Annotated in this window: 21 protein-coding genes and 1 riboswitch; of the genes, 2 read left to right on the forward strand and 19 right to left on the reverse strand. The window is 26.4% G+C overall.

Annotation, left to right across the window (positions count from 1 at the left end):
• Positions 1-68 precede the first annotated feature (68 nt).
• From J7M87_RS15075 to J7M87_RS15105, 7 genes are all read right to left on the reverse strand, one after another.
• Complete coding sequence (locus J7M87_RS15075) at positions 69-1,391, reverse strand: amino acid permease (RefSeq protein ID WP_291652122.1); 1,323 nt, start codon at positions 1,389-1,391, stop codon at positions 69-71.
• A 69-nt stretch (positions 1,392-1,460) separates the two neighbouring features.
• Positions 1,461-1,632, reverse strand: a riboswitch (Lysine riboswitch).
• Between the two features lie 61 nt (positions 1,633-1,693).
• Complete coding sequence (locus tag J7M87_RS15080) at positions 1,694-4,129, reverse strand: heavy metal translocating P-type ATPase (protein WP_291652124.1); 2,436 nt, start codon at positions 4,127-4,129, stop codon at positions 1,694-1,696.
• 1,320 nt (positions 4,130-5,449) lie between these two features.
• A complete protein-coding gene (locus J7M87_RS15085) occupies positions 5,450-6,325 on the reverse strand; it encodes a hypothetical protein (protein WP_291652126.1) in 876 nt (291 codons plus the stop codon).
• 348 nt (positions 6,326-6,673) lie between these two features.
• The gene (locus J7M87_RS15090) at positions 6,674-7,348 is read right to left on the reverse strand and encodes a response regulator transcription factor (RefSeq protein WP_291652128.1); all 675 of its coding nucleotides are present in this window, start codon (positions 7,346-7,348) and stop codon (positions 6,674-6,676) included.
• Entirely contained in the window at positions 7,341-8,510 is a 1,170-nt protein-coding gene (locus J7M87_RS15095; protein WP_291652130.1) for a sensor histidine kinase, read from the reverse strand. Before J7M87_RS15095 ends, J7M87_RS15090 begins: the two co-directional genes overlap by 8 nt.
• Positions 8,511-8,629: 119 nt before the next feature.
• Positions 8,630-9,436, reverse strand: a complete 807-nt coding sequence (locus J7M87_RS15100; RefSeq protein ID WP_291652132.1) for a cation transporter — start codon at positions 9,434-9,436, stop codon at positions 8,630-8,632.
• Positions 9,437-9,707: 271 nt separating this feature from the next.
• Positions 9,708-11,480, reverse strand: coding sequence for a methyl-accepting chemotaxis protein (locus J7M87_RS15105; RefSeq protein WP_291652134.1), 1,773 nt, complete (start codon positions 11,478-11,480; stop codon positions 9,708-9,710).
• A gap of 440 nt (positions 11,481-11,920) precedes the next feature.
• On the opposite strand from J7M87_RS15105, the gene J7M87_RS15110 reads away from it, so the two are divergent.
• Positions 11,921-13,234: a VanW family protein gene (locus tag J7M87_RS15110; RefSeq protein ID WP_291652136.1), complete on the forward strand. Its 1,314-nt coding sequence runs from the start codon at positions 11,921-11,923 to the stop codon at positions 13,232-13,234.
• 92 nt (positions 13,235-13,326) lie between these two features.
• Here the strand turns inward: J7M87_RS15110 and J7M87_RS15115 are convergent, their stop codons facing one another.
• The 5 genes from J7M87_RS15115 to J7M87_RS15135 form a co-directional block, all read right to left on the reverse strand.
• Positions 13,327-14,538 carry an NAD(P)/FAD-dependent oxidoreductase gene (locus J7M87_RS15115; RefSeq protein ID WP_291652138.1) on the reverse strand — a complete coding sequence of 404 codons (1,212 nt, stop codon included), beginning with the start codon at positions 14,536-14,538 and terminating at the stop codon, positions 13,327-13,329.
• A gap of 103 nt (positions 14,539-14,641) precedes the next feature.
• Positions 14,642-16,297: a hypothetical protein gene (locus J7M87_RS15120; protein ID WP_291652140.1), complete on the reverse strand. Its 1,656-nt coding sequence runs from the start codon at positions 16,295-16,297 to the stop codon at positions 14,642-14,644.
• 4 nt (positions 16,298-16,301) lie between these two features.
• Complete coding sequence (locus J7M87_RS15125) at positions 16,302-17,084, reverse strand: ABC transporter ATP-binding protein (protein ID WP_291652142.1); 783 nt, start codon at positions 17,082-17,084, stop codon at positions 16,302-16,304.
• A 72-nt stretch (positions 17,085-17,156) separates the two neighbouring features.
• Positions 17,157-18,131, reverse strand: a complete 975-nt coding sequence (locus tag J7M87_RS15130; RefSeq protein ID WP_291652144.1) for an aromatic acid exporter family protein — start codon at positions 18,129-18,131, stop codon at positions 17,157-17,159.
• 20 nt (positions 18,132-18,151) lie between these two features.
• Positions 18,152-19,027: an SPASM domain-containing protein gene (locus J7M87_RS15135; protein WP_291652146.1), complete on the reverse strand. Its 876-nt coding sequence runs from the start codon at positions 19,025-19,027 to the stop codon at positions 18,152-18,154.
• A gap of 162 nt (positions 19,028-19,189) precedes the next feature.
• On the opposite strand from J7M87_RS15135, the gene J7M87_RS15140 reads away from it, so the two are divergent.
• Positions 19,190-19,711, forward strand: coding sequence for a J domain-containing protein (locus J7M87_RS15140; RefSeq protein ID WP_291652148.1), 522 nt, complete (start codon positions 19,190-19,192; stop codon positions 19,709-19,711).
• Positions 19,712-19,779: 68 nt separating this feature from the next.
• Here J7M87_RS15140 and J7M87_RS15145 read toward each other — a convergent pair whose 3' ends face one another.
• The 7 genes from J7M87_RS15145 to J7M87_RS15175 form a co-directional block, all read right to left on the reverse strand.
• Positions 19,780-20,892 (reverse strand): M20/M25/M40 family metallo-hydrolase, encoded by a 1,113-nt coding sequence (locus tag J7M87_RS15145; protein WP_291652150.1) that lies wholly within the window; start codon positions 20,890-20,892, stop codon positions 19,780-19,782.
• A gap of 80 nt (positions 20,893-20,972) precedes the next feature.
• The gene (locus J7M87_RS15150; protein ID WP_291652152.1) at positions 20,973-22,274 is read right to left on the reverse strand and encodes a methyl-accepting chemotaxis protein; all 1,302 of its coding nucleotides are present in this window, start codon (positions 22,272-22,274) and stop codon (positions 20,973-20,975) included.
• On the reverse strand, positions 22,271-22,642 hold the full coding sequence (locus tag J7M87_RS15155) for a hypothetical protein (protein WP_291652154.1): 372 nt from the start codon (positions 22,640-22,642) through the stop codon (positions 22,271-22,273). The genes J7M87_RS15150 and J7M87_RS15155 overlap by 4 nt, the downstream gene beginning before the upstream one ends.
• Positions 22,626-22,964, reverse strand: coding sequence for a hypothetical protein (locus J7M87_RS15160; RefSeq protein ID WP_291652156.1), 339 nt, complete (start codon positions 22,962-22,964; stop codon positions 22,626-22,628). The genes J7M87_RS15155 and J7M87_RS15160 overlap by 17 nt, the downstream gene beginning before the upstream one ends.
• A gap of 327 nt (positions 22,965-23,291) precedes the next feature.
• A complete protein-coding gene (locus J7M87_RS15165; protein WP_291652158.1) occupies positions 23,292-23,705 on the reverse strand; it encodes a hypothetical protein in 414 nt (137 codons plus the stop codon).
• A 44-nt stretch (positions 23,706-23,749) separates the two neighbouring features.
• Positions 23,750-24,433, reverse strand: coding sequence for a putative ABC transporter permease (locus tag J7M87_RS15170; protein WP_291652160.1), 684 nt, complete (start codon positions 24,431-24,433; stop codon positions 23,750-23,752).
• Between the two features lie 89 nt (positions 24,434-24,522).
• Complete coding sequence (locus J7M87_RS15175) at positions 24,523-24,861, reverse strand: hypothetical protein (protein ID WP_291652162.1); 339 nt, start codon at positions 24,859-24,861, stop codon at positions 24,523-24,525.
• Between the last annotated feature and the right edge of the window lie 98 nt (positions 24,862-24,959).

Consider the following 24,959-nt stretch of genomic DNA (forward strand, 5'->3'; position numbering starts at 1 on the left):
TCAATAAAATAAAGCTTATCCTTAATTCTTATAAAGATAAGCTTTGTCTTTAATTCTTTTAATTTTATTTATAATGATTTTTTATTTTTATGGTAGTTATATATATAAAATGGAACTCCAAGTAACATAAGTATGAATCCCCACATTACAATTTCGGCACCTGAGCCATATATAGTCCACATTGTATATATAAATGCTAATAAAGGAACAAAAGATTTCTTTAAGAAAATTTTTAAAGTTATTTCTTTTTCACCTTTAAACATAAGCATAATTTCTGCACATGCAGTTAAAAGATATACTGGTAAAAATGCTAATGTTGCAAGTATAGTTATAAAAGTAAATGCTGAAACCATACTTTTTTGATAGTTCATTATTAATAATATATTTACAAGTATTGATCCTACTACCAAAGCATTTGAAGGTGTTGAGTATTTAGGATGTAACTTTCCAAAGCCTTTAGGAAAAACACCATCTTCCCCTGCTGCATAAGCAACTCTTGCCGTAGACAATAACCAACCAATAGTTGTACCTAAAATACATATAACCACTGATATTGCTAAAGGCTTTCCTATTGCCGAACCTAAAACATTAGTTAGTATATCAGTTAGAGGTGCAGAGCTTGTTGCTAGTTCTCCATTCGGCATTGCTCCCATACTAGCTACACTTATTAAAATATATATTATTGCTGATATTATCATTCCATAAATGGTGCTCTTTCTCACATTTTTTTCCGGGTTACTAATTTCACCTGCAGTTACAGTTGCACTTTCTAATCCAACAAAAGCCCACAAAGTAGACGTAGCAGCAAGAGGAATTGATTCAAGCCCTTTTCCTTCTGGCATTAATGGTAGAAAATTAGCACTATCAAAATTTAAAAAAGCTACTACTACAAATAATCCAAAAAATACAATTTTAAATACTGTTACAAATGATTGTATCTTTCCAGCTTTCTTAACCCCGACAATATTTATAATTGTAAATATCCATAATATTGAACTAGTATATATTATTGATACTAATGGGTTATTAAGTGCTGGGATTATTGCTGCACTATAGCTAGCTAATGCTACTATTATTGCTGCATTACCAATCCATGAACCATTCCAATATAACCAAGCACTTAAAAAACCTGCAAATTCTCCAAAGGCTTCTTTTGTATACTGATAAGCTCCGCCTGTAGATGGATATTTAGATCCTAAATTCGCAAATGATATAGCTATCAATATTGATCCTACTGTAGTTATTATCCAAGCAATAATCGTTGCTATTGGTCCAGACACATCTGCTAATGTTGCTGGTAACATAAATACACCTGAGCCTATCATATTTCCACACACAAGCATAGTAGCCATAAATAAAGTAATTTCCTTTTTCATATGCTTCTTTTCCATATTTTTCTCCTAAAAAATAAGCCCAAAGATTACTCTTTGGGCTTGTATTTATTGCAAACTTTAAACAAACACAAAGATAGCTCCCCACAAATTATTGTGACAGCTTTGTATATATTTTATACAAAACCAGTTTATAATCCTTAAGCAAAATTATAAACTTCGGCAACAATTCCTTTCATATTAAATCATCGTGCTTACCTCATTAATATTACTATTAATTATTGCAACCTCTATCTACAATATTAAATTTACTTCTTAATTCTATCAAAAAATCTACATATGTCAAGAATATTCGACATAAACTAAATATTAGCTTTAAATTTTCTAAGTCTTAATGCATTTAATAATACTGATACCGAACTTAGACTCATAGCTCCAGCTGCTATCATAGGATTTAATAATGGCCCTCCGAAAATATGAAGTACTCCCATTGCTACTGGTATTCCCAATACGTTATATGCAAATGCCCAGAATAAATTTTGTTTTATATTATTTATAGTTGCTTTACTTAATTGAATTGCTTTTATAACATCTACTAAATCACTCTTCATTAATACAATATCTGCTGATTCTATAGCTACATCTGTTCCTGATCCTATTGCTATTCCTACATCTGCTTGAACTAATGCTGGAGCATCATTTATTCCATCTCCAACCATTGCAACTTTTTTATTTTCACCTTGTAACTTTTTAACTTCATTTGCTTTATCTTCAGGTAAAACTTCTGCTAATACAATATCTATTCCAACTTCTTTTGCAATTGCTTTTGCTGTTTTTTCATTATCACCAGTTATCATAGCTACTTTTATTCCCATATTATGAAGTGCTTCAATAGCTTTTTTACTATTTTCTTTAACTGTATCTGCAACAGCTACAATTCCTTTTATTTGATTATCTATAGCTAAGAACATAGGAGTTTTTCCTTCTTCTGCTAATTTATTAGATTTATCTTGTAAATCTCCTAATTCTATTCCTCTTTCCGTCATTAGCTTTTTATTTCCTAAAGCAATAATATTACCTTCTATTTTTACTTCTATACCATGACCTGGTATAGCTTTAAAATCTTCTATCTTCTTTAACGTAATGTTTTTCTCTTCTGCTGCTCTTACTATTGCTTCTCCTAATGGGTGTTCTGAACCCTTTTCTGCACTGGCTGCTAATGCCAATATCTCTGTTTCACTTATATCTTTACTTATTATATTTGTTACCTTTGGCTTTCCTTCTGTTATAGTTCCAGTTTTATCAAAAACTATAGTTTCTATTTTATATGCAGTTTCTAATGCTTCTCCACCTTTTATAAGAACTCCATTTTCAGCTCCCTTACCTGTTCCTACCATAATTGCTGTAGGTGTTGCTAATCCTAAAGCACATGGACACGCTATAACTAAAACTGCTATAAATATAGTTAAAGAGAATACTGCTGATTCACCTGATATATACCAAGCTAATGATGCTATAATAGATAATGCTATTACTATCGGTACAAAATATGCTGATATTACATCTGCAAGTTTTGCTATCGGTGCTTTTGTTCCTTGAGCATCTTCAACTAATTTAATTATTTGAGCAAGAGCTGTATCATCACCAACTTTAGTAGCCTTATATTTTATAAATCCTGTTTTATTAATACTTGCTCCAATTACCTTACTTCCAACACTCTTTTCAACTGGAATACTTTCTCCTGTAAGCATAGATTCATCTATTGATGTATTTCCTTCTACAACTTCTCCATCAACTGGTAATTTTTCTCCTGGTTTTACAATTACGATATCTGATACTTTTACTTCTTCAATAGGAATAGTAAGTTCCCTGCCATCTCTAATAATATTTGCAGTTTTAGGAGCTAATCCCATAAGCTTTTTAATAGCTTCTGAAGTTTTTCCCTTTGATACTGCTTCTAAATATTTACCTAAAGTTATTAATGCAAGTATTACTGCTGCTGATTCAAAATATAAATGCATTGCATATTCATGATCTCCCATATTTATTTTATATATAGCAAATAGACCATAAATAACTGCTGCTGATGTTCCTATAGCTATTAATGAATCCATATTAGGACTTAATTTAAATAAATTCTTAAAGCCTATTAAATAAAACTTATAACCTACTATCATTACTGGTAAAGTTAATGCAAGTTGAGTTATTGCAAAATTTAACGGATTCATCATAGGATCTATGATATCTGGCAAATGCATTCCTACCATATGCCCCATAGATATTATTAGTAATGGAACTGTAAATACAATAGATAAAACAAATCTATACCAAAGCTTTTTATGCTCAGGAATCTTTTTCGTAGCACTATCTTTCTTTTCTTCTACTATTAATTTATAACCTGCTTTTTCTACTATATTTTTCAGCTCATTAACAGATATCTTATTTTCATCAAAAGTTATATTTAATTTTTCTGTAGCAAAATTTACTGATGAGTTTGTAACTCCATCTGCCTTTTTAGTGACTCTTTCAACTCTATTTGCACATGCAGAGCAAGTCATTCCTTCAACCTTAAAGCTATAGCTCTTATTATTCTTTTCAACTCCATAGCCTGCTTTTTCAATAGCCTTTTCAATATCAGAACTATTTACTTTATTATTGTCATATTTAACACTTAAAGTTTCGGTAGCAAAATTCACATTTGCCTTATCTACTCCTTCAAGTTTATTAATTACTCTTTCGACTCTACTTGCACATGCAGTACATGTCATACCTGATATCTTAACTTTTTCTTCTTTCATATTAATACCTCCTCTAACCACCCCCCAGGGGTGTGGTATAACTTTATTATACTATTTTTATATACAATGTCAATAATAATTCTCATTCAAAATACAAATTTATATTATTTTGTAAATAATCAAATATGAGATATGTATTATACCCAAAAATACTAATACTTATTGCTCTCACTATTTATTATAAAAACAAAAAGACATACATATACCTTTTAGTATACATATGTCTATTATTTAACATCCTGCACTTTCATATACGCTAATTCCTTTTAACCATATTTTATAAGATACTGCTATAGATATAAGACTTATACTAAATGTTAAAAGATATAACCATAAAGTTGTACATTAAATTCCCAGGTAATTCAAAAAACATTCTCTTTTTGATAATTTATTAGTCTAATTAAATTTATAGTTATTAAATCATCCTTAACCTCTCCCCTTATTATATATCTAATATCCTCATTTACAATTACAGATGTTATGAATGATGTAAGTACATAAACTATAAATCCCTTTATAATCATACTATCAGAGCTTTTATATACACCCTCCAATAAATAGAATGTTACAAATAATAGCATAAGGTCACATAAAAAGAATATTATAGCATTTGCTATATATGAAAGATTTTTTTAATGTATTCTTTGTAAAAATTAAATATGATTTTGTATCAAAAAAACTTCAATATTTACACCTCTTTCTATATATCTTCTTTATATATCTTCAATACTTGTCTCAAAAATTAAGAAATCTAAAATATCAAATTTAGATATTATTTATGCTTGATTTATAATATTTCTATTAAATCTAACAATAATCTTGCTGTATAAAGTTTTCATATATAAATTTTTCTTACTAATATTCATTTCCTTATTAATACAAAAATTTCATATCTCTTTAAACTCTTAATTTAAGTTGGCTCATTTAAATATATAATTTTAGAATTATATAATAAATAAGCTGCCAAATCATCCTTCATTCTTTCTTTCAATACACCACCTATATAATTAGCATTTTTCTCTATTTTCATAAGGAATTAATCGATTCATCGAAACACTACAAATAATGGAATTAAAATTCTTGTTATCATTTTAATAGTTGTAGAATTACCTGTTAGATATAAATTTTCTGTGATATAAACTAGTATTTTTTATAAATATTAGTTATTCACTTATATATTTGTTCAAGAATGAAATACAACCTCAATTTAAAAATATAATTAATTCATACTTTTTAATAAATTCAATATTTTATTTAATGGTAAATAAAATGTTTACTATAAAACAAAAAGCCACCTATAAATAGGTGGCTAATATATTTCTACTTAACTGAATCTAAAACATCTTGTACAGCTTTTACATAAGTTCCAACTTTAATTGAAACTCCTGATACTGCATCTGTATTTCCATCATCATTAGTTAATTTTACTTTTGAAAGATCGAAATTATTTTCAACCATGAACTTTTCTAATAATTCCATTTGCTCATGCCAATGTTTAGCTTCGCCTTCCTTCATTACATATTTACCTTCTTCTGAAGCTTTCTTCTTCATTGAACCATCTTCTTGTTTAACATCTATATTTACTCCAACTGGTTTTCCATGGTTGAATACAACTTTTGTAACTACCATATCTTTTTTTGCTCCAGTTGAATCATATGGAGTTTCAGCTATTTTTGCTCCAGTAAATCCAGTTTCTAACTCTTTACCTTCTTTAACCGCATCAACAACCTCTTTAACTGCATTCACATACGCACCAACCTTAATTGATACTCCTGACACCGCATCTGTATTTCCATCATCATTAGTTAATTTTACTTTAGATACATCAACTTTGTTTTCGTTTAAGAAAGCTTCTAATAACTCGATTTGCTCTCCCCAGTTTTTAGCTTCGCCTTCCTTCATTACATAATTACCCTTTTTAGCTTCTTCTTTTTTCATTGTTCCATCTTCTTGACGAACATCTAGTGAAACTTTTACTGGTTCTCCATCCTTAAATTCAATTTCTGTTACTATAACGTCACCTTTTGCACCAGTTTCATCATATAGACTTTCGTATTTCTTTATTCCTGTGAATTTCTCACTTTGTTCTGTTGAACTTGCGCTATTATCATTTGAAGTTGAAGGCTCCTTACTTCCACATCCAACTAATAATGCAGTTGATAATAAACATACAGCAATTAATTTTTTTGATATCATAAAATTTATCCCCCTAAAATGATATTTACAAGATAATTCTATACTGACTTTGTTTTTTTTTCAACAATATTGTTAAATTATTATCTCTTGTCATTCTGATAAATTCATTTATTAATATAATATAAATTAACGTTTTATTACATATTGTCATATTTTTTTACACATTTGATTATAACTTCATGATTTTATTAATGAAACAATATATTTTTTCTTATTTAATTCTATTATTTATAATATTTTCCTATTTTTCATTAACACCTGAAAACGTAATTCAATTTTCATTTTCGTCTTTTTTTTAACATCTTATGTCTTTTAAATATTTTATTCACAAAAATTAGTATTTTATTTTTATTTATTATGATAAAAAGCTTCTATATTATTCCTTATAGCATATATTGTAGCTTGCACCCTGTCTTCTACTTGAATTTTTTTAAATATGCTTGTAATATAGTTTTTCACAGTTTTTTCTGATAAAAATAGCTTTTCTGCAATCTCTTTATTTTTTAGCCCCTTTGAAATTTCGTACAGTATATTTAATTCTCTATTGGTTAATAATTTTAAAGACTCAATTTCTCTACTTGTAAAAATAGCATCATTTTTAATATCTAAAAACATAGCTTTTATTAAGGACTTGTCTATATATTTCTCCCCTAAATACACATTTCTTATAGCATTTACAATTTCGCTACCAGCTGATTCTTTTAGTATATATGCATCTGCACCTATATCGATTGACTCCATTATAGTCTTTTTATCATTTTCTACTGTTAGCATAACTATTTTAATATTAGGATATAATATTTTTAAAGTTTTTAAAGTTTCTATCCCATTTTTCCCAGGCATATTTATGTCCAGAAGTATAATATCCGGATTATAATTTTTCATATTATTAAGTAGCTCTTCTCCACTTCGAAACTGCCCACATATTATTAGATCTTCTTCAAAACTTATTATTCTATTTAATCCTTCTCTTATTAAGTCATGATCATCTACTACTATAACCCTAATTTTATTATTAATCATTTTTTATTACCTTTCTATTTATTGGAAGCCTTATTTTATATATAGTTCCTTCTCCTTTTAAAGATTTTATTTCTATTTTTCCTCTTAATTGTTTTACTCTTTCAAATATCCCAAGTAAACCATAGCGATTTCCTTTTTGCTTAGTATTTATTATAGTTTCTTGAACATTGAAACCTATTCCATCATCTTTAATATAAATATATATAAAATCTTTAATATAACTGATTCTAAAATCAACATATTTTGCTTTAGAATGTTTTTTTATATTGTTTAATATCTCCTGTATAATTCTGTATATAGCAATTTGTATTATTTTTTCTACTTCATAACTTGACTTATCAACTATTATATCTATTTTTATATCGTTTTCTGCTGATATAATATTTATCATATCTCTTATAGCTTCCATTAATCCAAGTTCCTCTAATTGTAATGGTCTTAAATCATAAATTATACCTCTTACTTCCTTTAATGCCATTCTTATATTGAATTTCAAATCATCTAATTCATTTATCCCTTTTTCAAGATCTTTTTGAACTACTACTTTACAAAAATCCACTCTCATCATTGCATTTGCAATGTATTGAGCTGGCCCATCATGTATTTCTCTTGCTATTCTTTGTCTTTCTAACTCTTGATTTTCCAATATCTTTATTCCAGTTATCATTTGAGAATTTTCATCTTGGTCATTTATTATATCTAAGACATTACCTTCTAAGTACCCTAATGCTATATTTATTTGGTTAACAGCTCCTTGAGCCTCTTCTATGTTTAAATTATATTTTTTTAAAGCTCTTTCTAAAGTATCTCTTTTTAAAATTAATTCTTTTTCTTCATTTTGTTTTGTTATATATCTCACTCTAATGTCTAACGCTTCTTCATAGACCTCTTTAAATAAATCAGAATCCACTTGAGATAGCTTTTTTGATTCTTCTACCAGCTTATTTCTCATTGCTTTATCAGCTTTTTCTAAATAATCTACCTCATTAATAACTTTCAAAAGTCTACTTTTAACATCATTAAGCTCTTTCCTTTTGATTTCTAATTCATCTCTCATAGCATCTGCAATATGAAAAATTTTAGATTTCCCTACATTAATCTCTTCTATTACTCCATCAATAATTTCTTTTACTTCCTCAGAAGAATATATCTCATTTACCATAGTACCCCACCGACTTTTCCAAGTTAATATTATAAATATACTCTTAAAATACCATAATTTCATTAATTAGTAAAATATTAAAATAAAAAGCTACCCCAGAATTTATCTAGGATAGCTTTTTATATAGCCCATTTTTTATTTTTAGTAAATGATACATTCATCCACTTTTTTAAATCAAAATGGTTTGTATTTTTATCTATTATTTCTCTTACTTTATCCATATCATCTATAGACTTGATTTTTGAATCTTTAGATACTATAAAATCAATTTCTATTCTAAGTTCTCTTCCTACTTTTACTACTCTTGCTATAGATTCTTCTAAATTATATTCCTCTTCAATTTCTTTTACTAATAAATTTATATCATAATTGATTTGATCATCAGCTTTAGAGTTTGTTATTTCTTTGAAAGCTTCCATTATAGAAGTTATAGGCATTTTCAAAAATATTGTCGAGCTTAAAATAACCATTCCTGGATCAACATAACTTGCTAAGTTTTCTAATCCAATATATTTTAAAATAATTGAAATTAAAAATCCTACTAATACTCCTACACTTAACATAGAATCCATAAGCCATTGACTACTTTCAACTTTAACTATCTCAGAATTAAGATTCTTTGATGATTCTCTCATATATAAATAAACTACAGTACATCCAACAGATGAAATTAATGCATACCCTAATGCAAAACCTGCCTCAACATCATTTCCTCCATTTAAAACTTGCTTTATTGAAGAAAGCATAGTTATTATACACATTATTAGAAGTACTAATGATTTAATAATAACTATCATTGGCTCTAATGTTGCCTTTCCAAAAGGATAATTTTTAAAATCACTTTTATTAATAAAATTTGTAGTAATAATTGCAAACACCGCTAGTCCTAAACTTACAAATGAGTATAATCCATCAAAAGCTATCATTTCTGAATGTATAGCTCATCCCCATGCAATACCCAAGACAGCGAAGAACAATCCACCAACTGCTGAAAACTTAAGAATTTTGCTTTCCGCCTTCATAATATCACTCCTTCAACCTGAAATCTTCTAATGTTATTATATTCTTTTATATTGCATGTCTCAATCCATTAAAATGTTGTATATTCTTTATTAATATGAGTATCTTTCATTTTTCACTTTCTTATAAAAAGCATAAAAGTACATAATATATATTGTATCTATCCATAAAACTAATTTACTTTATCATAAACTTATTTATTTCAATATTTTTTTCATTAGAATTATTATTTAACTCTTCTCCAATTTCTGCAACTCCTTGAGCCATAATACTTAACTCGCTTGAAAAAGTTTTTATTTCTTCTGAAGAACGCGATATTTCATCTAATAATACTCGTGATTTTTCAATTGAATCTATAATAGTATTTTTCTCAGATGACACAATATCTATTTTATTATTTGCATCTGTCATTTTAGGAACTATTTCAATGATTTTATCTACTATTTCTTTAAATGATACTATTGAGTTATCTATTACACCATATTGCTTTTCTAACTTAATATTCATAACATTCGAAGTTTCTTTTACATCATTCCCTTCCCTTATTACACCTGTTAATAGCTTATCAATATCAAGAGATGAACTTTTAACTTCTTCTGCAAGTTTTCTTATTTCATTTGCTACAACTGCAAATCCTCTTCCAGCTTCACCAACCCTTGCTGCTTCAATAGATGCATTTAATGCTAATAGATTAGTTTGATCTGCAATTGAATCTATGAAAATAGCTATATTCTTTATCTTTTCTAAGGAACAGTATAGATTTTCTAATTCATCATTCATATAAGATGATGAATTTTGTATATCAATCTTTGAATTTTGAAGCATCATTAAATCTTCTTTATTTCTGCTTAGTTGACTATTTACATTAATTAGTAAGTAATTAGTTTTATTAATTAATTCCTTAACTTCTTGAATTGATATTCCAAATCCATTAAGTAAATTGCTTATTTCTTTCGTATCTTCATTTTGAATATAAATATTTGAATCAACTTCTTTAATTGTAGCTGTCACCTCTTCTGAAGCCGCTGCCATTTCTTTACTTGAGTTAGATAACTTTTCTATATTTATAATTTCTTTATTTGATGAAATTATTATTTGATTTATCATCTTAGAAATTTTTTCTTGCAATACATTTATATAATCAGCTATTAACTTTATTTCATCATTACTATTAACATCTACTACTTTAGTTAAATTACCTTCTGAAATTGTAACAAGCCCATCTATAACTTTTTTTACACCTCTATTAATATTCTTTGATAAAGCATATGATACTATGCTATATACAATAATTAGAATAATTGCTAATATACCTAGTTGAATAAGTATTACTTTTTTTACATTTATAATTTCCGTAATATCCTCTCTAACTTCTAATATAGCGTCAACACTTCCACTTAACCCTATAATTGGATAGTATGATTTTATTAAGGTATTCTTTTTCTCCTTAACTTCTGTGGATATAACCTCTCCATTAAAAACTCTATGTAATTCATCACTTAATATTATTTTCTTACCATAATTCAATAAATTACTATCTGTGTCTACTATTATTTCAGCATCTTTATTATTACTTTTAGTTAATATAGCTGCATATATAACATTTTCATTGCTTTTTGCATTTGATAAATCATTTTTTAATTTCTTATAATCATAACTTCCTGTTGTCTTATCTTGCATTATAGCACTTATATCACCTGTAGATATACTTCCTTTAATATTCTTTCCTCTAGCTAATACATCTTTTTCAATAGAGTTTAGCAATCTATTAAACATTAGTGCATTAATACTTAATAATATAATCATTGCTATTATTGTTACCATTACTGTGATACTAAAAATCTTTTTTCCTATTGTACTTGCCCTTTTCTTCGAACTTTTCTTCCATCTCTTATTTTCTTTTACTTTCTTATGTTCTTTATTATTTTTTCTTAACCTTCTTTTTTTCATTATTTGCCCCCTAATTATTATTTAATATTAGCTATGTTATAATTTTAATCATTTAGTAACTTATTGTAAATATATATACTTTTGTAATAACTTTTAAATTTATACAATCTATAATTATTATTTTCTTATAAGTTAATAAGATAAATATAAACTTTATTTTCATAATATAAATCACTTAAAAATACTATTAAACATAAAATAACTTATGATAACTTTTGCAAAATCTTAGCTTTACTGTTTCACATTATTTGGTATTAATTTACTAACATTTAATTTAATATTCGAGTAATTTAGATAAATCTTTATTTATATTATTAAATAATATAAAATACGTATATATTTAGTAATTTTTCCCACAAATTCTTGAAATTATTATCACTTCGAGGTAAACTATATATATCATGAAAATGATAAAGTAACTATATAGAAAGTTGGTATTTATGAGCAATAATAATCTTAATACTGAACCATCTAAGGAAGTGGTACAAACTGATAAAAAAAGTATAGTTTCTATTTTAAAATCATGGAAATTCATGCTTGTAGTATTTTTGATTCTAATTTCCATTCTTGGTTATTGGCTTATCTCAAATAATACTTTAATAAAAAACTATGCAGATAAAGTTTATCCTGGTGCTTATATACTAAATAAAGATTTAGCAGGATTGAATAGTAACGACTTACACGCTACACTTATTTCTTTAGTTGAAGATATAAGTAATAAAAAAGTAAGCGTTGGGGCAAATGGACAAAATTTTGAGATTTCTTATAAGGATTTAGAAGCAACTATTAATTATGAAGAACTTGAAAATGATATTTTAAGTTTTGGAAAAAATGAAGGTTTCTTTAAGAAAATAAACTTGTTAAAGAAACCAGAAAATAGGGAGTATGAATTTGAAGTTCTTTTTAATGATGAAAAGTTAACTTCATTCGTATCTAATATATCTAATGCTGTAGATGTTAGCCCTACAAATGCTTCTATAGATATATCTAGTGGAGCAATGAATATTTCAAATGATTCCACTGGACTTAAATTAAATACAAGTGATTTAACAGATAAAATTAAATCTCAAATAAAAGATATGAATGCTCCAAATGTGGTAGAGGTATCTGGAAATGTTGATGTTGTTGAAGCCAATATTAAAGCTAGTGCTTTAAGCAATGTAAACAATAAGATTTCTAGCTTTTCAACAAGTTATCCAGCTGGCCCTAGTGGTACAAACCTTCAACTTGCGGCAAGAAATATTGATAATATTATAGTAATGCCAGGTGAAACATTTTCAACTGAAAAAGCTATAGGCCCAACTACTATTGAAAATGGCTTCGTAGCTGCCAATACTTATGTTAACGGACAAGTAGTTCCTGGTGTAGGGGGCGGTGTCTGTCAAGTTTCTTCAACTCTTTATAATACTATGTTAAGAGCTGGAATAATCCCTACTGAAAGACTTAACCATATGATGACCGTTTCATATGTTCCTATAGGACTTGATGCTACTTTAGCTGATAACCTTATTGACTTAAAATTCGTTAATAACTTTGAATATCCAGTAGTAATAAACACCTATGCTGGAAACGGAAATTTAACTATTGAATTATGGTCAAACGAATCAGTAAAAGGTGGTATAACATATGAGCCAGTATCAATACCTATAGGACCACTAAGTGCTGATACTTATTTATATGGATATGATTCAAATGGCGAATTAGTTGTTAATCAATACCTAGATAGAAGTACCTATCAACCACTTCCAAACTAAAAAAATCTGAGTTTCCTCAGCTTTTTTTAGTTTAATTTATAATTAATAATAAATGATTCTTATGTAAGAAGTTTTTAATTAAATTGATAATTTTAATTCCTTATGCTTGAGCCAGCTAAATATCCAGTAGAAAATGCCATTTGAAGATTATACCCTCCTGTTTCTGCATCAATATCAATAACTTCTCCAGCAAAAAATAAATTTTTTATCTTTTTTGACTCCATAGTAGATGCATTTATTTCTTTAACACTAATTCCTCCACTAGTAACCATTGCTGCTTTTATTGTAATAGTGTCTTCAACAGTTAAAGGCATTTCTTTTATATATTCTATAAGCTTCAATTCATCTTCTTTTTTCAACTCTGAAATCTTAACTTCACTTAAATTTAAAATATTTAGTATTTCTTTCACAAAATTTTGAGGTAGATAAGCTTTTAAATTATTTAATAAGCTTTTATTTGAATTAGATCTAATTATCTTAGATAACTCATCCTTAGAGGTTTCTGGTAAAAAATCTAATTTTATCTCTACTTCTTTTTCTTTTAAAATTTTATTTATATAAGATGAGAATTTTAAAACTCCAGGTCCTGATATACCAAAGTGAGTAAATATCATATCACCTTGACGTTGAACTTTTTTCTTTTTTATAGTAGTACTTATTATTACTTCTTTCATTGATACACCTTGAAGGTTTTTAATAAATCCTTCTTTTGTTACAAGTGGAATTAATGCTGGATATAAAGGATTTATCGTATGTCCATACTTTTGTAATATATCATACATGCTTCCATCAGACCCTGTGGTAGGATAACTCTTTCCACCAGTAGTTACAATAACACTATCTGCATATATCTTTTTCCCCTCTTCTGTAATTATACCTTTAATAGTTTCATCTTCAATAATAAAATCATTTACTTTTGTATTGTATAAAACTTTAACATCATTTTTCATAAGATCTCTTTTAAATATTTCTATAACTTCATCTGCTTTATCGCTTTTTGTAAATACTTTTTGATCATATTCAACCTTATACTCTAAACTATTATTAGAAAAGTATTCTAATAAGGTAGTATTTGAAAAAGTATAAAGTGCACTATATAAAAATTTCTTATTTGTCACTATTTTATCGAAAAATTCTTCTATATCTCTATTATTGGTTATATTACATCTTCCACCACCAGTAAGTCTTAATTTCTTACCTATTTCATTATTTCTTTCTATTAAAGTAACTTCATTGTTTTTTGAAGCTGATAATGATGCCATTATACCAGCAGGTCCAGCTCCAACAACTATAACTTTTGCCATAATTTATCTCCTTAAAAATTTTCATTTGATCTTTGAAATATATTATATACTAAAAACAAAATAAAATCACTTAGAGTTAATCTAAATGATTTTATTTATACCTTTATTCTCTTAATTTATTTTTTGAAACGTTAAATGAAATCTTCCATAATAAAATATCTAACCCAAGTAATATTACACCATAAATATATATTCCTATACTAAAAAAGCTTGCTGCAAGATGTAGACCTATGCCCAAAAGTATAAAAATAAATGAAAATATAAGTGATACTAAACTATCTCCAGTATTATTGGTACCTTCAAATTTTTTCGAAAATGGATATACTTTAGAACTAATTGAAAAATTAACTATAATAATCAATATTAAAGTTAAAAATGCTACTATAAGATGTTTTATAACACTCATTGAAAAAATAATTATAAATATTATAGATACAATAATATATGGAGGTATTATAAGCTTAAATAAAGCCCCCTTTATAACTCCTTTATATATTGAAGATATCTTTTTTATTGGTGCTACTTCATATATCCATGCTCCATTATATCTCTCTGAATACCTAAGCATTATTAGTATATTCGGAATCATTAATGCAAAAGAATATATTGTTAGATAAAACTTTGAATTAATTAAACTATATCTTATATTACTAATATCTTCTCCCTGAATACCAATTGTCAAAAATATAAATGGAAAAATTACTCCAAGAGCCATATTAGGATAAACTTTAAGCTTAAATTCTCTTTCTGAGTTAATAATTCCCACTGATAAATTATAAAATGCTCTTTCAATCTTATCTTTACATATTATTTTACCAATCCTAAGTAAATTCTTACTTTTTTCATTAGATTTTTCATTATTATTATTTAATTTTTGTAAATACTTTTCAAATGTAGGAGTTAACTTTAAATAAACTAATAATGCTATTATTGGTATTAACACTGCTAATACTGTCATAATTATTTTATATGTAGTTATTCCTTCCCCAGCTACCATAGATAACGGAGCAGCAAACCATATAGGAGGTATTAACAGATGCCATATTTTTTCAGTGTACGAAATATTACCTACATCAATAAATTGAAAAATTCTTGGTACTATTTGATATATTCCTACCATAAATATACTTAATCCAATTTGAACAAAATTTATCATATCCTTTAACTTTTCGCCATCAAAAATTTTAAGTACTAGAAGATAGGATAATGCAGTTATTATAATCATAAAGATATCTATAAGTATTATTTCAATTAAAAATATTAAACAGTACCATATCCCTTGTTTAAATGAAATTACAAGCGAAATTCCTACTAAAGCTAATGTTAAATAAATTATATAAATACAAATATGAGTAATTTTTGCAGCATTTATAGTTTTACTACTTACTCCTTTTGTTGCCAAAATATTTTTATCTCTAACATCTAACATTACATAAGAAAAATCAGAAATGAAAATTGTTAGTATCATAAACATAATTGCAGAAAAATAAGCTGCCATTTGATACATTAAATTCATTTTAAATATAAGCATTAATCCAAAAAATAATCCTATAAAAGCGTATAGTATTAAGGCTTTATAAAATTCATTTGATTCGCTATTTTTCTTTTTATTTTCATTATTAAAAACAGTAGCTTTTCTTCTCCCATCCATTGTAAGTTTAGCTTGAAGTATTATTCTAAAAATATCATAATCTACTCCAGCTTTTTCATATAAACCTCTAAACTTATCTAAAAATCTTATAACCTTAAATTCCTTCATACTTCTATACCTCTTTAACTACAGATATGAAGTTTTCAGCTAATTCTTTATATTGATGGAATCCTGTAACCTCATTAAATATGCTTTCAAGTGAACTTTCCTTATAATTACTCTTTAATTCTTCAAAATTACCATCTGCAACTATTTCAGCATTATTTATCAATATTATTCTATCACTTATTTTTTCAACAACTTCCATTATATGAGATGAATAAAAAATTGTTTTTCCTTCTTTTGCAAGATAAGAAAGTATCTCTTTAATTATCATTACACTATTAGCATCTAATCCACTTAAAGGCTCATCTAAAAATAATATTTCTGGATCATGTATTAAACTTGATATCAATATTAACTTTTGCTTCATACCTTTTGAATATGATGAAATCCTCTTTTCATAGACATCTGCTATTCCTAGTATGTCCATTAATTTTCTTGCCTTATTATCAGCTTTGTCATAATCTATATCATATAATTGAGCTATAAAAGTTAAATATTCTTTTCCTGTTAGACTATCATATATTTCAGGCACTTCTGGAACATATCCTATTTTCTTTTTATAACTTCCATCATCTTTAGAAATATCTTCTCCAAATATTCTTATTTCTCCAGCATATCCAGTAACTAGTCCCATAATTAGCTTTACTGTAGTACTTTTCCCAGCTCCATTAGGTCCTATATATCCAATTATACTCCCCTTATTTATTTTGAGATTTATCCCTTTTAATACTTGCTTTTCTCCAAAACTCTTTTTTAAATCTATCAATTCTAATACTTGATTATTTTCCATAAATATCATCCCCCTTAACCATTTTACAACAGATTCCTTTTTTTTGTAAAATACTTACTTAGCATTATATTTTTACTTAATCTTATTAAATAATTTATAATTTAGAACAAAACTTCTTTTCATATTTAATAAATCTTCCATATCATTTAAAAATTGTAGAAGTTGTGCTCTATTTTCAAACTCTTCTCTAGTTTTTGGCAATGCCATTTTTTTAAAATCATTTTTTAATATTTCTAGCTCTTCTAATAACTCCTCACAATCATTCGTGTCTTTAATTTGATCCGCAACTTGCTTTGTAAATTTTGATATCATATGAGTTTGTTCAAAAGACATATAAAACTTTTCAAAATGAGATCTAAGCTTTTTTATTATATTAAATTGATTTCTTCTCATATTCATATAATCAGTATAATAAGAATCGCTTTTTAACAGACTATTGTTTACTATTTTATAAGCTCTTTCACAACTTTCATTTATCCTTTTTTCTAAATCTTTCATTAAAAATCCTTCATCAATATCTACAGTATGAGTTACAAGAGATTTAGACATTTTAGACAATATTTCTCTATAGCTTTTCTCTATATATTCTTTATCTTCATCAAATTTATATTGAAGAGATGGCATAAATAAATTTGCTATAGAAGCCACTCCAACTCCTATTATCATAATTAATGTTTCATTAATAATCCAATAAAGATTAATAGGGTTTGCAACAAGTAAATGTGTTGATAATACCACGGCTGGTACCATACCTTCTGATATATTTAATTTTGATGTTACAGGTATAAAAATTAAAAGAAATATTGCAAAAGTAATAGGATTTTGTCCTAAAAAACCATATATTAAAACTGATAATAAAATTGCTATTATACAGGCAATAACTCTATTTTTGCCAACTATTAATGCTTTTTTTCTAGTGTCTTGTATACTTAAAATTGCTATTACAGCTGCAACAGCAGAAAACTGTAAATTCAATAAATTAGCAAGTATTAATGATATAGTTGCTGAAATACTCATTTTTACCGCTAAATCATACACGTACTTCACATTACCCCTCCCTGAATATATTATTTAAAATTTCTTTTGGCATATCCACATCTTTTGCATAAATCTTCTACTGCACGTCTTCTTGAAAATCCATCATATATATTTCTTGCTCTTTCTGAAGTAATTATTTCTTCTAAATTTTGTTCAAAGATATTCCCTAGTGGTATTTTTCCTTCACTATCTAGACAACATGGTACTACAGTTCCATCAAGTAATATTCCAATTTGGTCTCTAAGTCCACGACAAAATACATCCTCACTTATTAATGATAGATTTGCATCTGGCCAACTAAACTTTTCTGCCATATTTAAATATACTTTATCTTTTAATTTTAATCTCTTTTTTTCTTTTAATGCTTCTAATAAGCTAAATTCAAGACTCAATTTATCTTCAATCAATTTTATTATTTGTGAATTTAAATCATTATTTGCTTTTAGATCTTTTGTATCTATATTCCAAAGTCTAAGAGCACAAATCGTTTCACTTTTTTCAGTAGATTCATTAATAAAATCTAAAATATTATTGATATATTCATTAAACTCTATATCATTATCATTGGCTTCAAAACTATGTAATGATATATTTATTTGCCTCACAGCTTTTGAATCTATTATTATATCTTTAACTTTATTTATTAATGTTCCATTTGTTGTTATATTTACTTTAAAATCAAATTCTTTTGCTATACTTAGAAATGATTCTAAATTCTTATTTAAAAATGGTTCACCCATTAAATGCAAATAAATATGATTAGTATATCCCTTAATCTTATTTATTATTTCATTAAAGCTCTCTATATCCATAAACCCTAATTTTCTACTTGTTTTAGGACAAAAATTGCAACTTAAATTACAAATGTTAGTTGTTTCTATATATATTTTTTTAAATCTCGTCATTTGTTTTCTCCTTTTTATTTATATTTATAAAATTAATTTATCATATTATTGTCTTCTTTCCAAATATATTTAAAATATATGACGAACTTAATTTGTAACATAATTTAATGATTATCTATATATTTATAATAAGTATATAAATATGAAGGATGTGAAACTATTTTGAACCCATATAAAATTTTAGGGGTTACTCCAGAGTCTTCAAAAGATGAAATTAAACAAGCCTATAAAAACATATTAGATGAATATGGCACTTCTAACTCAAGCTTTCAAGCTCGCCCACTTGCTGAAGAAGTTCTTTCTGAAGCAAATATGGCTTATGATGTATTAATTAATGGTGCTGTATATAAGGAAATTAGAACACTTATTGATAATAATAATATTCAAATTGCTGAAAGTAAATTAAATCTTTTAGATTTAAACGATTCTGCCGAATGGAATTACTTAAAAGGCTTTGTTTATTTTAAGAAAGGCTGGTTTGACCTGGGAGTTCAGCATATAGTAACTGCTACAGAAATCGATCCTGAAAATGATGAATATGCCAAGACTCTTAATACTTTAAGAATGCGCTCAAATGAAATAATTAATTACTACAAACAAAATAGTTCTCAAGGAACTACTCAAAATAATATGAATGCTTGTGGTGGCGGCAACATGGGCGGTGGTAGTGGCGGAATGTGTTAATCCTTTGCTACTTTAATATAAATTTAAATAAGGAGCAGTTTTTAATATGATTACTGCTCCTTATTCTTTTATTTACTTACTTTAACTATTTCAAGTATTAACTTTGATAATTTCTCCAAATCATCTATCACCATATATTCATCTAATGTATGAGGTTTTCTCTCTCCACTTGAGAGATTAATAGCTTTAATTCCATTTCCATTAAGTATATTAGTGTCGCTTCCACCACCTGATGATGAAATTTTTCCTTCTATACCAAGATTATTCATGGCCTTTTTAGCTTTTTTCACTATTTCATCATTTTCATCAATTACAAATTGTCCAAATACTCTATCTACTTTTATATCAACAGTTCCACCAAATTTCTTAGCTGACTTTTCAAAAACTTCTATCATATGAGCTGTTTGCTTTTCTAAAGAATTTATATCTGTGCTTCTTGTTTCTGCTTCTATTATTACTTCTGGACAAACTACATTAGTTGCAACGCCACCATTTATTTTCCCTATATTTGCAGTTGTATTTTCATCTATTCTTAGTAACTTCATATTTGCTATCGCTTCTGCTGCTATTTGAATAGCACTTATACCAGATTCAGGTGAAACTCCAGCATGTGCTGCCTTACCATTAATTTCAACTATAATCTTATCTTGTGCAGGTCCTTTAATTATTATATTTCCAATATCTCCACTTGTATCAAAAATATAAGCTTTTTTAGATTTTATCTTAGAATAATCTAAGTTCTTAGCCCCATATATTCCAACTTCTTCTGCAATTGTAAATACAACTTCTATGTCTGTATGTTGAATATTTTCTTCTTTTATTGCAGTTAAAGCTTCTAAAATGGAAGCAACTCCGCCTTTATTATCTCCACCCAAAATTGTAGTTCCATCTGAATATACAATTCCATCTTTTATTACAGGCTTTATTGATTTTCCTGGCCTTACAGTATCCATGTGTCCACAAAGTAATATACTTTCGCCTTGAATATTACCTTTTAACCTTGCTATTAAATTTCCTGTATCAGATCCAACTACTTCACCTGCATTATCAAATTCCACTTCAAATCCTAAAATTTCTAGTTCTTCTTTTAATACTTTTGCAAATTGTCCTTCACTATAGCTTTCTGAATCAATTTGAATATATTTTAAAAATCTTTCTAGAACTCTCTCTTTACTTATCATGTGTTTTCCTCCTAAAAAATTAAATGTCTAATATATTTTACCAAAATATTAGACATTTAACACTCCTTATAACTTAAATCTTAATAAACTTGAAATTTATCTAGTAATTCATTCATATCAGCAGTCTTATTTGCTAGATTATGAGAACTTGTAGTTACCATAGTAGTATTTTTCTTTAACTCCTCTGATGATGCTGTTATTTCTTCGGATGATGCTGCTATTTCTTCGGATAATGCTGAAACTTCTTGAACTGTATCTAAAAGATAACTTTTATCATCCTCAATTTTAATAAAAGAATCCTTTATATCATTTATTCTAGGTCCAACACTCTTTATAGAATTAGATATGTTATTAAAAGAATTTATAGTTTCTTCAACTACAACTTTTTGTTTTTCTAATCCTTTACTTATTTCTTCTGTTTCTTCTGATATTATTTTTGCATTATTAAATATATTATTTAATATCTGATAAATATTATTTGAAGCCTCTTTGGATGTCTCAGCTAAAGATCTAACTTCATCTGCTACAACTGCAAATCCTTTACCAGCTTCTCCTACTCTTGCAGCTTCAATCGCTGCATTTAAAGCTAAAAGATTTGTTTGATCAGATATATCATCAATTAAAACAGAAATATTCTTTACAGTTTCTATATCATTATTCATATTTTTTATACTTTCTATAAATACTGAAAATTTTTTATCAAAGGTATTTATAGATTCAATTAAGTTTCTCATATCCTCATTACTCTTTTCAGAGTCACTATCTATCTCTTCTGAAACATTTTTTATTCTTTTTATATTTAATTCTGCTTCTTTTATGCTATCCCCCAATTTATTTACTATTTTAACTATATTTAATAATTCATTAGATTGCTTACTTGTTCCTTTTGCAACTTCATTTATTGATAAATATATATTTTCTGTGGAATTACTAAATTCTTCTGAAATATATGCTAAATTTGCCGAATCCTCCAGAGTATCATTTGATAAATTTTGTATACCTATTATCATATTTTCAACTTCTGATTTACTACTTTTAATAGCTCTACATATAGTCCCTATTTCATCTTTTCGATTTAAATATTTTTCATGAAAACTAAGTTGAAGGTTTCCTTTTGAAAAATTATTCATATTTGTTTTTATTACTTCAAATATCTTACTTATAACTTTAGTTAAAAATATAATTATTATTACACTTAATAACAGCACTATAATTGAAGATAGTAATAACCAAGTTGCCAAAACTCTTAATTCTTTTAAAAGATCTTTATTGCTAATTGTTATTCCTATAGACCAATCCATATTATCAATTGGAGTATAACTTATATATCTCTTTTCAGTACCTAAATTATATTTTTCTATCCCTTCATTTCCTGATATCATATTTTTTGAACTTTTATAAATTCTGAATACTTTTTATCATCTATATTGTTTTTTATATAATTAGTATTATTTTTCACTGCATTATAATCGTTATCCGAAATTATATTCCCTTCCTTATCCAATATAAAAATATTAGAATTTTCTAGTAAATTAGTATCATTAACTATTTCATTAAACTCTGTAGCTTTTCTTACAGCAACTAATATGTAATTTTCTCCATCATCATTAAATGGAACTAAGTATGACATCATATAATCTAAATCACTTTTGTATGGGCCAGATACAACTTTTTTTCCACTAATTGAATCTTTAAAGAACTTACTCTTAATTATGTCTTCGATTTTACCATTATTATATAACTTTCCCATCCTTAGAGGCAATACCATAATTATAGAAGCCTTTACCCTTTAAATCTTTATCTAAAATACTCATTTTTTCTTCTAATTTAATATCTTTATTTTTTATCTTTTCATTATTTATAATATCTTCTAAAAATGTTAAGTTATCTTGTACTCCATCACTTATTAACTTTGCTGAGAGCTTTGTCATTCCATACATTAACGTAGTATTACTTTTTGCTAATGTATTGCTAGCAAAATAATAAGCAATAAATGATATTATAGTAAGCCCAATTATAACTACTCCTATAAAGTATGTAACTATCCTGTTGGTAAATTTGTTGAGTTTCATCGCTTCTCCCCCTAATTAATACAATTTTATATATCCAATTTAATTATACTATATTTTGGTATAATTTCTAATATTTTTAATAAATTTCCATTCTATTCTGCAAAATAAAATAATATTATTAATTATGCAATTATTTAGGAGAATATAATGAGTAAGTCAAATCAAACCAAAAAGAATGACTCCAAAGACAAAAAGAATAGTAAAAAAGACTCAGCAAAAAAAAAAACTCAAAAAAGAAAAAATAAATTCTAATACAGATATTCTTATGTTTCAAAATTTTAGCTTAAAGTTAAAAAGTCACCATAGTTTAAATATGGTGACTTTTTATTATTCTAGTTGAGTTATTAGCCTTCTCATTACATCCTTAAGTTTACCTTCTCCAGTATCTTCATGTGTTGCAGCTATTATCAGTTTTATATCATTATCAGATGGATCCCATTTATAAGCTTTTATATCTATAATGGCTTCATCTGGTAAAATATCTTCCATATCTGTAGCTAATTCTTCTGATAAACTCATATATTCATCAAAAAGCTCATCTTCATTTAACTCATCTATATTATAATCATCTTCTATAATTCCATTTAATATACTTATATCTATACTTAAGTTAAAAGCTAATGTATCTTCTCTTTTAGTTCCCTTGGTCATATCTTTAATAACTTTAAATTCTGAATTATTTTCAATTTCATTTTTTACTTCCTCTGTATCAACCACTTTTCTTCCAAATGCGATGTACATAGTGTCACCTCCATAATAATAAATCTTTACAAATATTAATAAAGTTATACCTTCTTGTAATTTTTCATAGATTCTTTAATTATCTCTTTAAGCTTTTTTAATTCTTTCATATACTTTTTATGCTCTAATTGAGGAAAAGCCTCAATAAGCCTTATATGACACTTTAATTTAAACTCTTTTTTAATTTCTTTTAAAATATTCATATTTTTCAAAGTTATATTTAACTTAATTACTTCTCTAACAGTGAATACTCCATCTATTAAAAATACTATTATACATAAACTTGATACTATTATTATAGTAATTGAACTTAAACTAACCACTATATCTAATACTAAAGGATGTACTATTTTAATTAATATAGTTGATAAAACTGCAAATAAAGTTGAATTAAGTAAACAAACTCTTCCTTTAATATTAAATTTTCTATCTGAATAGTTCCATAGTCTTGTATGAAATACATATTCTAATAAAATATCTGCAATAAACTCTATTATTGAAGCAATAAATCCGCCTAAAATGAATACTAAAATTGCAGAATTAATATTAATCCATTTCATTATATAAATGACAAACATTGCGCCAAAACCATAAACTGGACATACTGGCCCTTTTAAAAAACCACGATTTATAAATTTCTTAGATGGTATTGAACAATAAATAACTTCACAAATCCATCCCAAAAAACTATATATAGAAAAATATAATATAATATTTAAAAACCACATTAGACTCCCCCCAGGACGTTATATTATTGTAATTATTTTAGTTAATTATAACCCCTAAGCTTAAGTTTTTCTTAAAATATGGTTGTAATTTATTTTTTCATCTTTATGGTTTCCATTACCTCATTAAATAGTTTATTATAAAAATTATCAAATCCATCATCATCAAATTTAATTTCATCTTCATCATTTATATAAAACTTGTCCATTGTAGAAATAATTAAATCAAATTTTTTTAAATCATTTTCTTCTAATAAAACATTATATAAATATGCTAAATGATTTTGCATGTATTTTTGCATTTCTCTAATATCTGAATCTTCTAGTTTACCCTGATCATAAAGTTTCTTAACTGGTCCATTCCTAAAAATAAAATAAGTTGATGCTTTTGTTATTCTAATTAAATAATCTTTTGGTATTCTATCTTTCATATATTTTCACCTCATGATTTATTGCTATGTATATTTAACTATATATACTCCTAAAAAACAAGCCTATTAATATAGATTGTTATTATTATATAAATTGA

Origin of the sequence: Clostridium sp. (genome assembly GCF_017888565.1) — a bacterium.
Taxonomy (GTDB): Bacteria; Bacillota; Clostridia; order Clostridiales; family Clostridiaceae; genus Clostridium.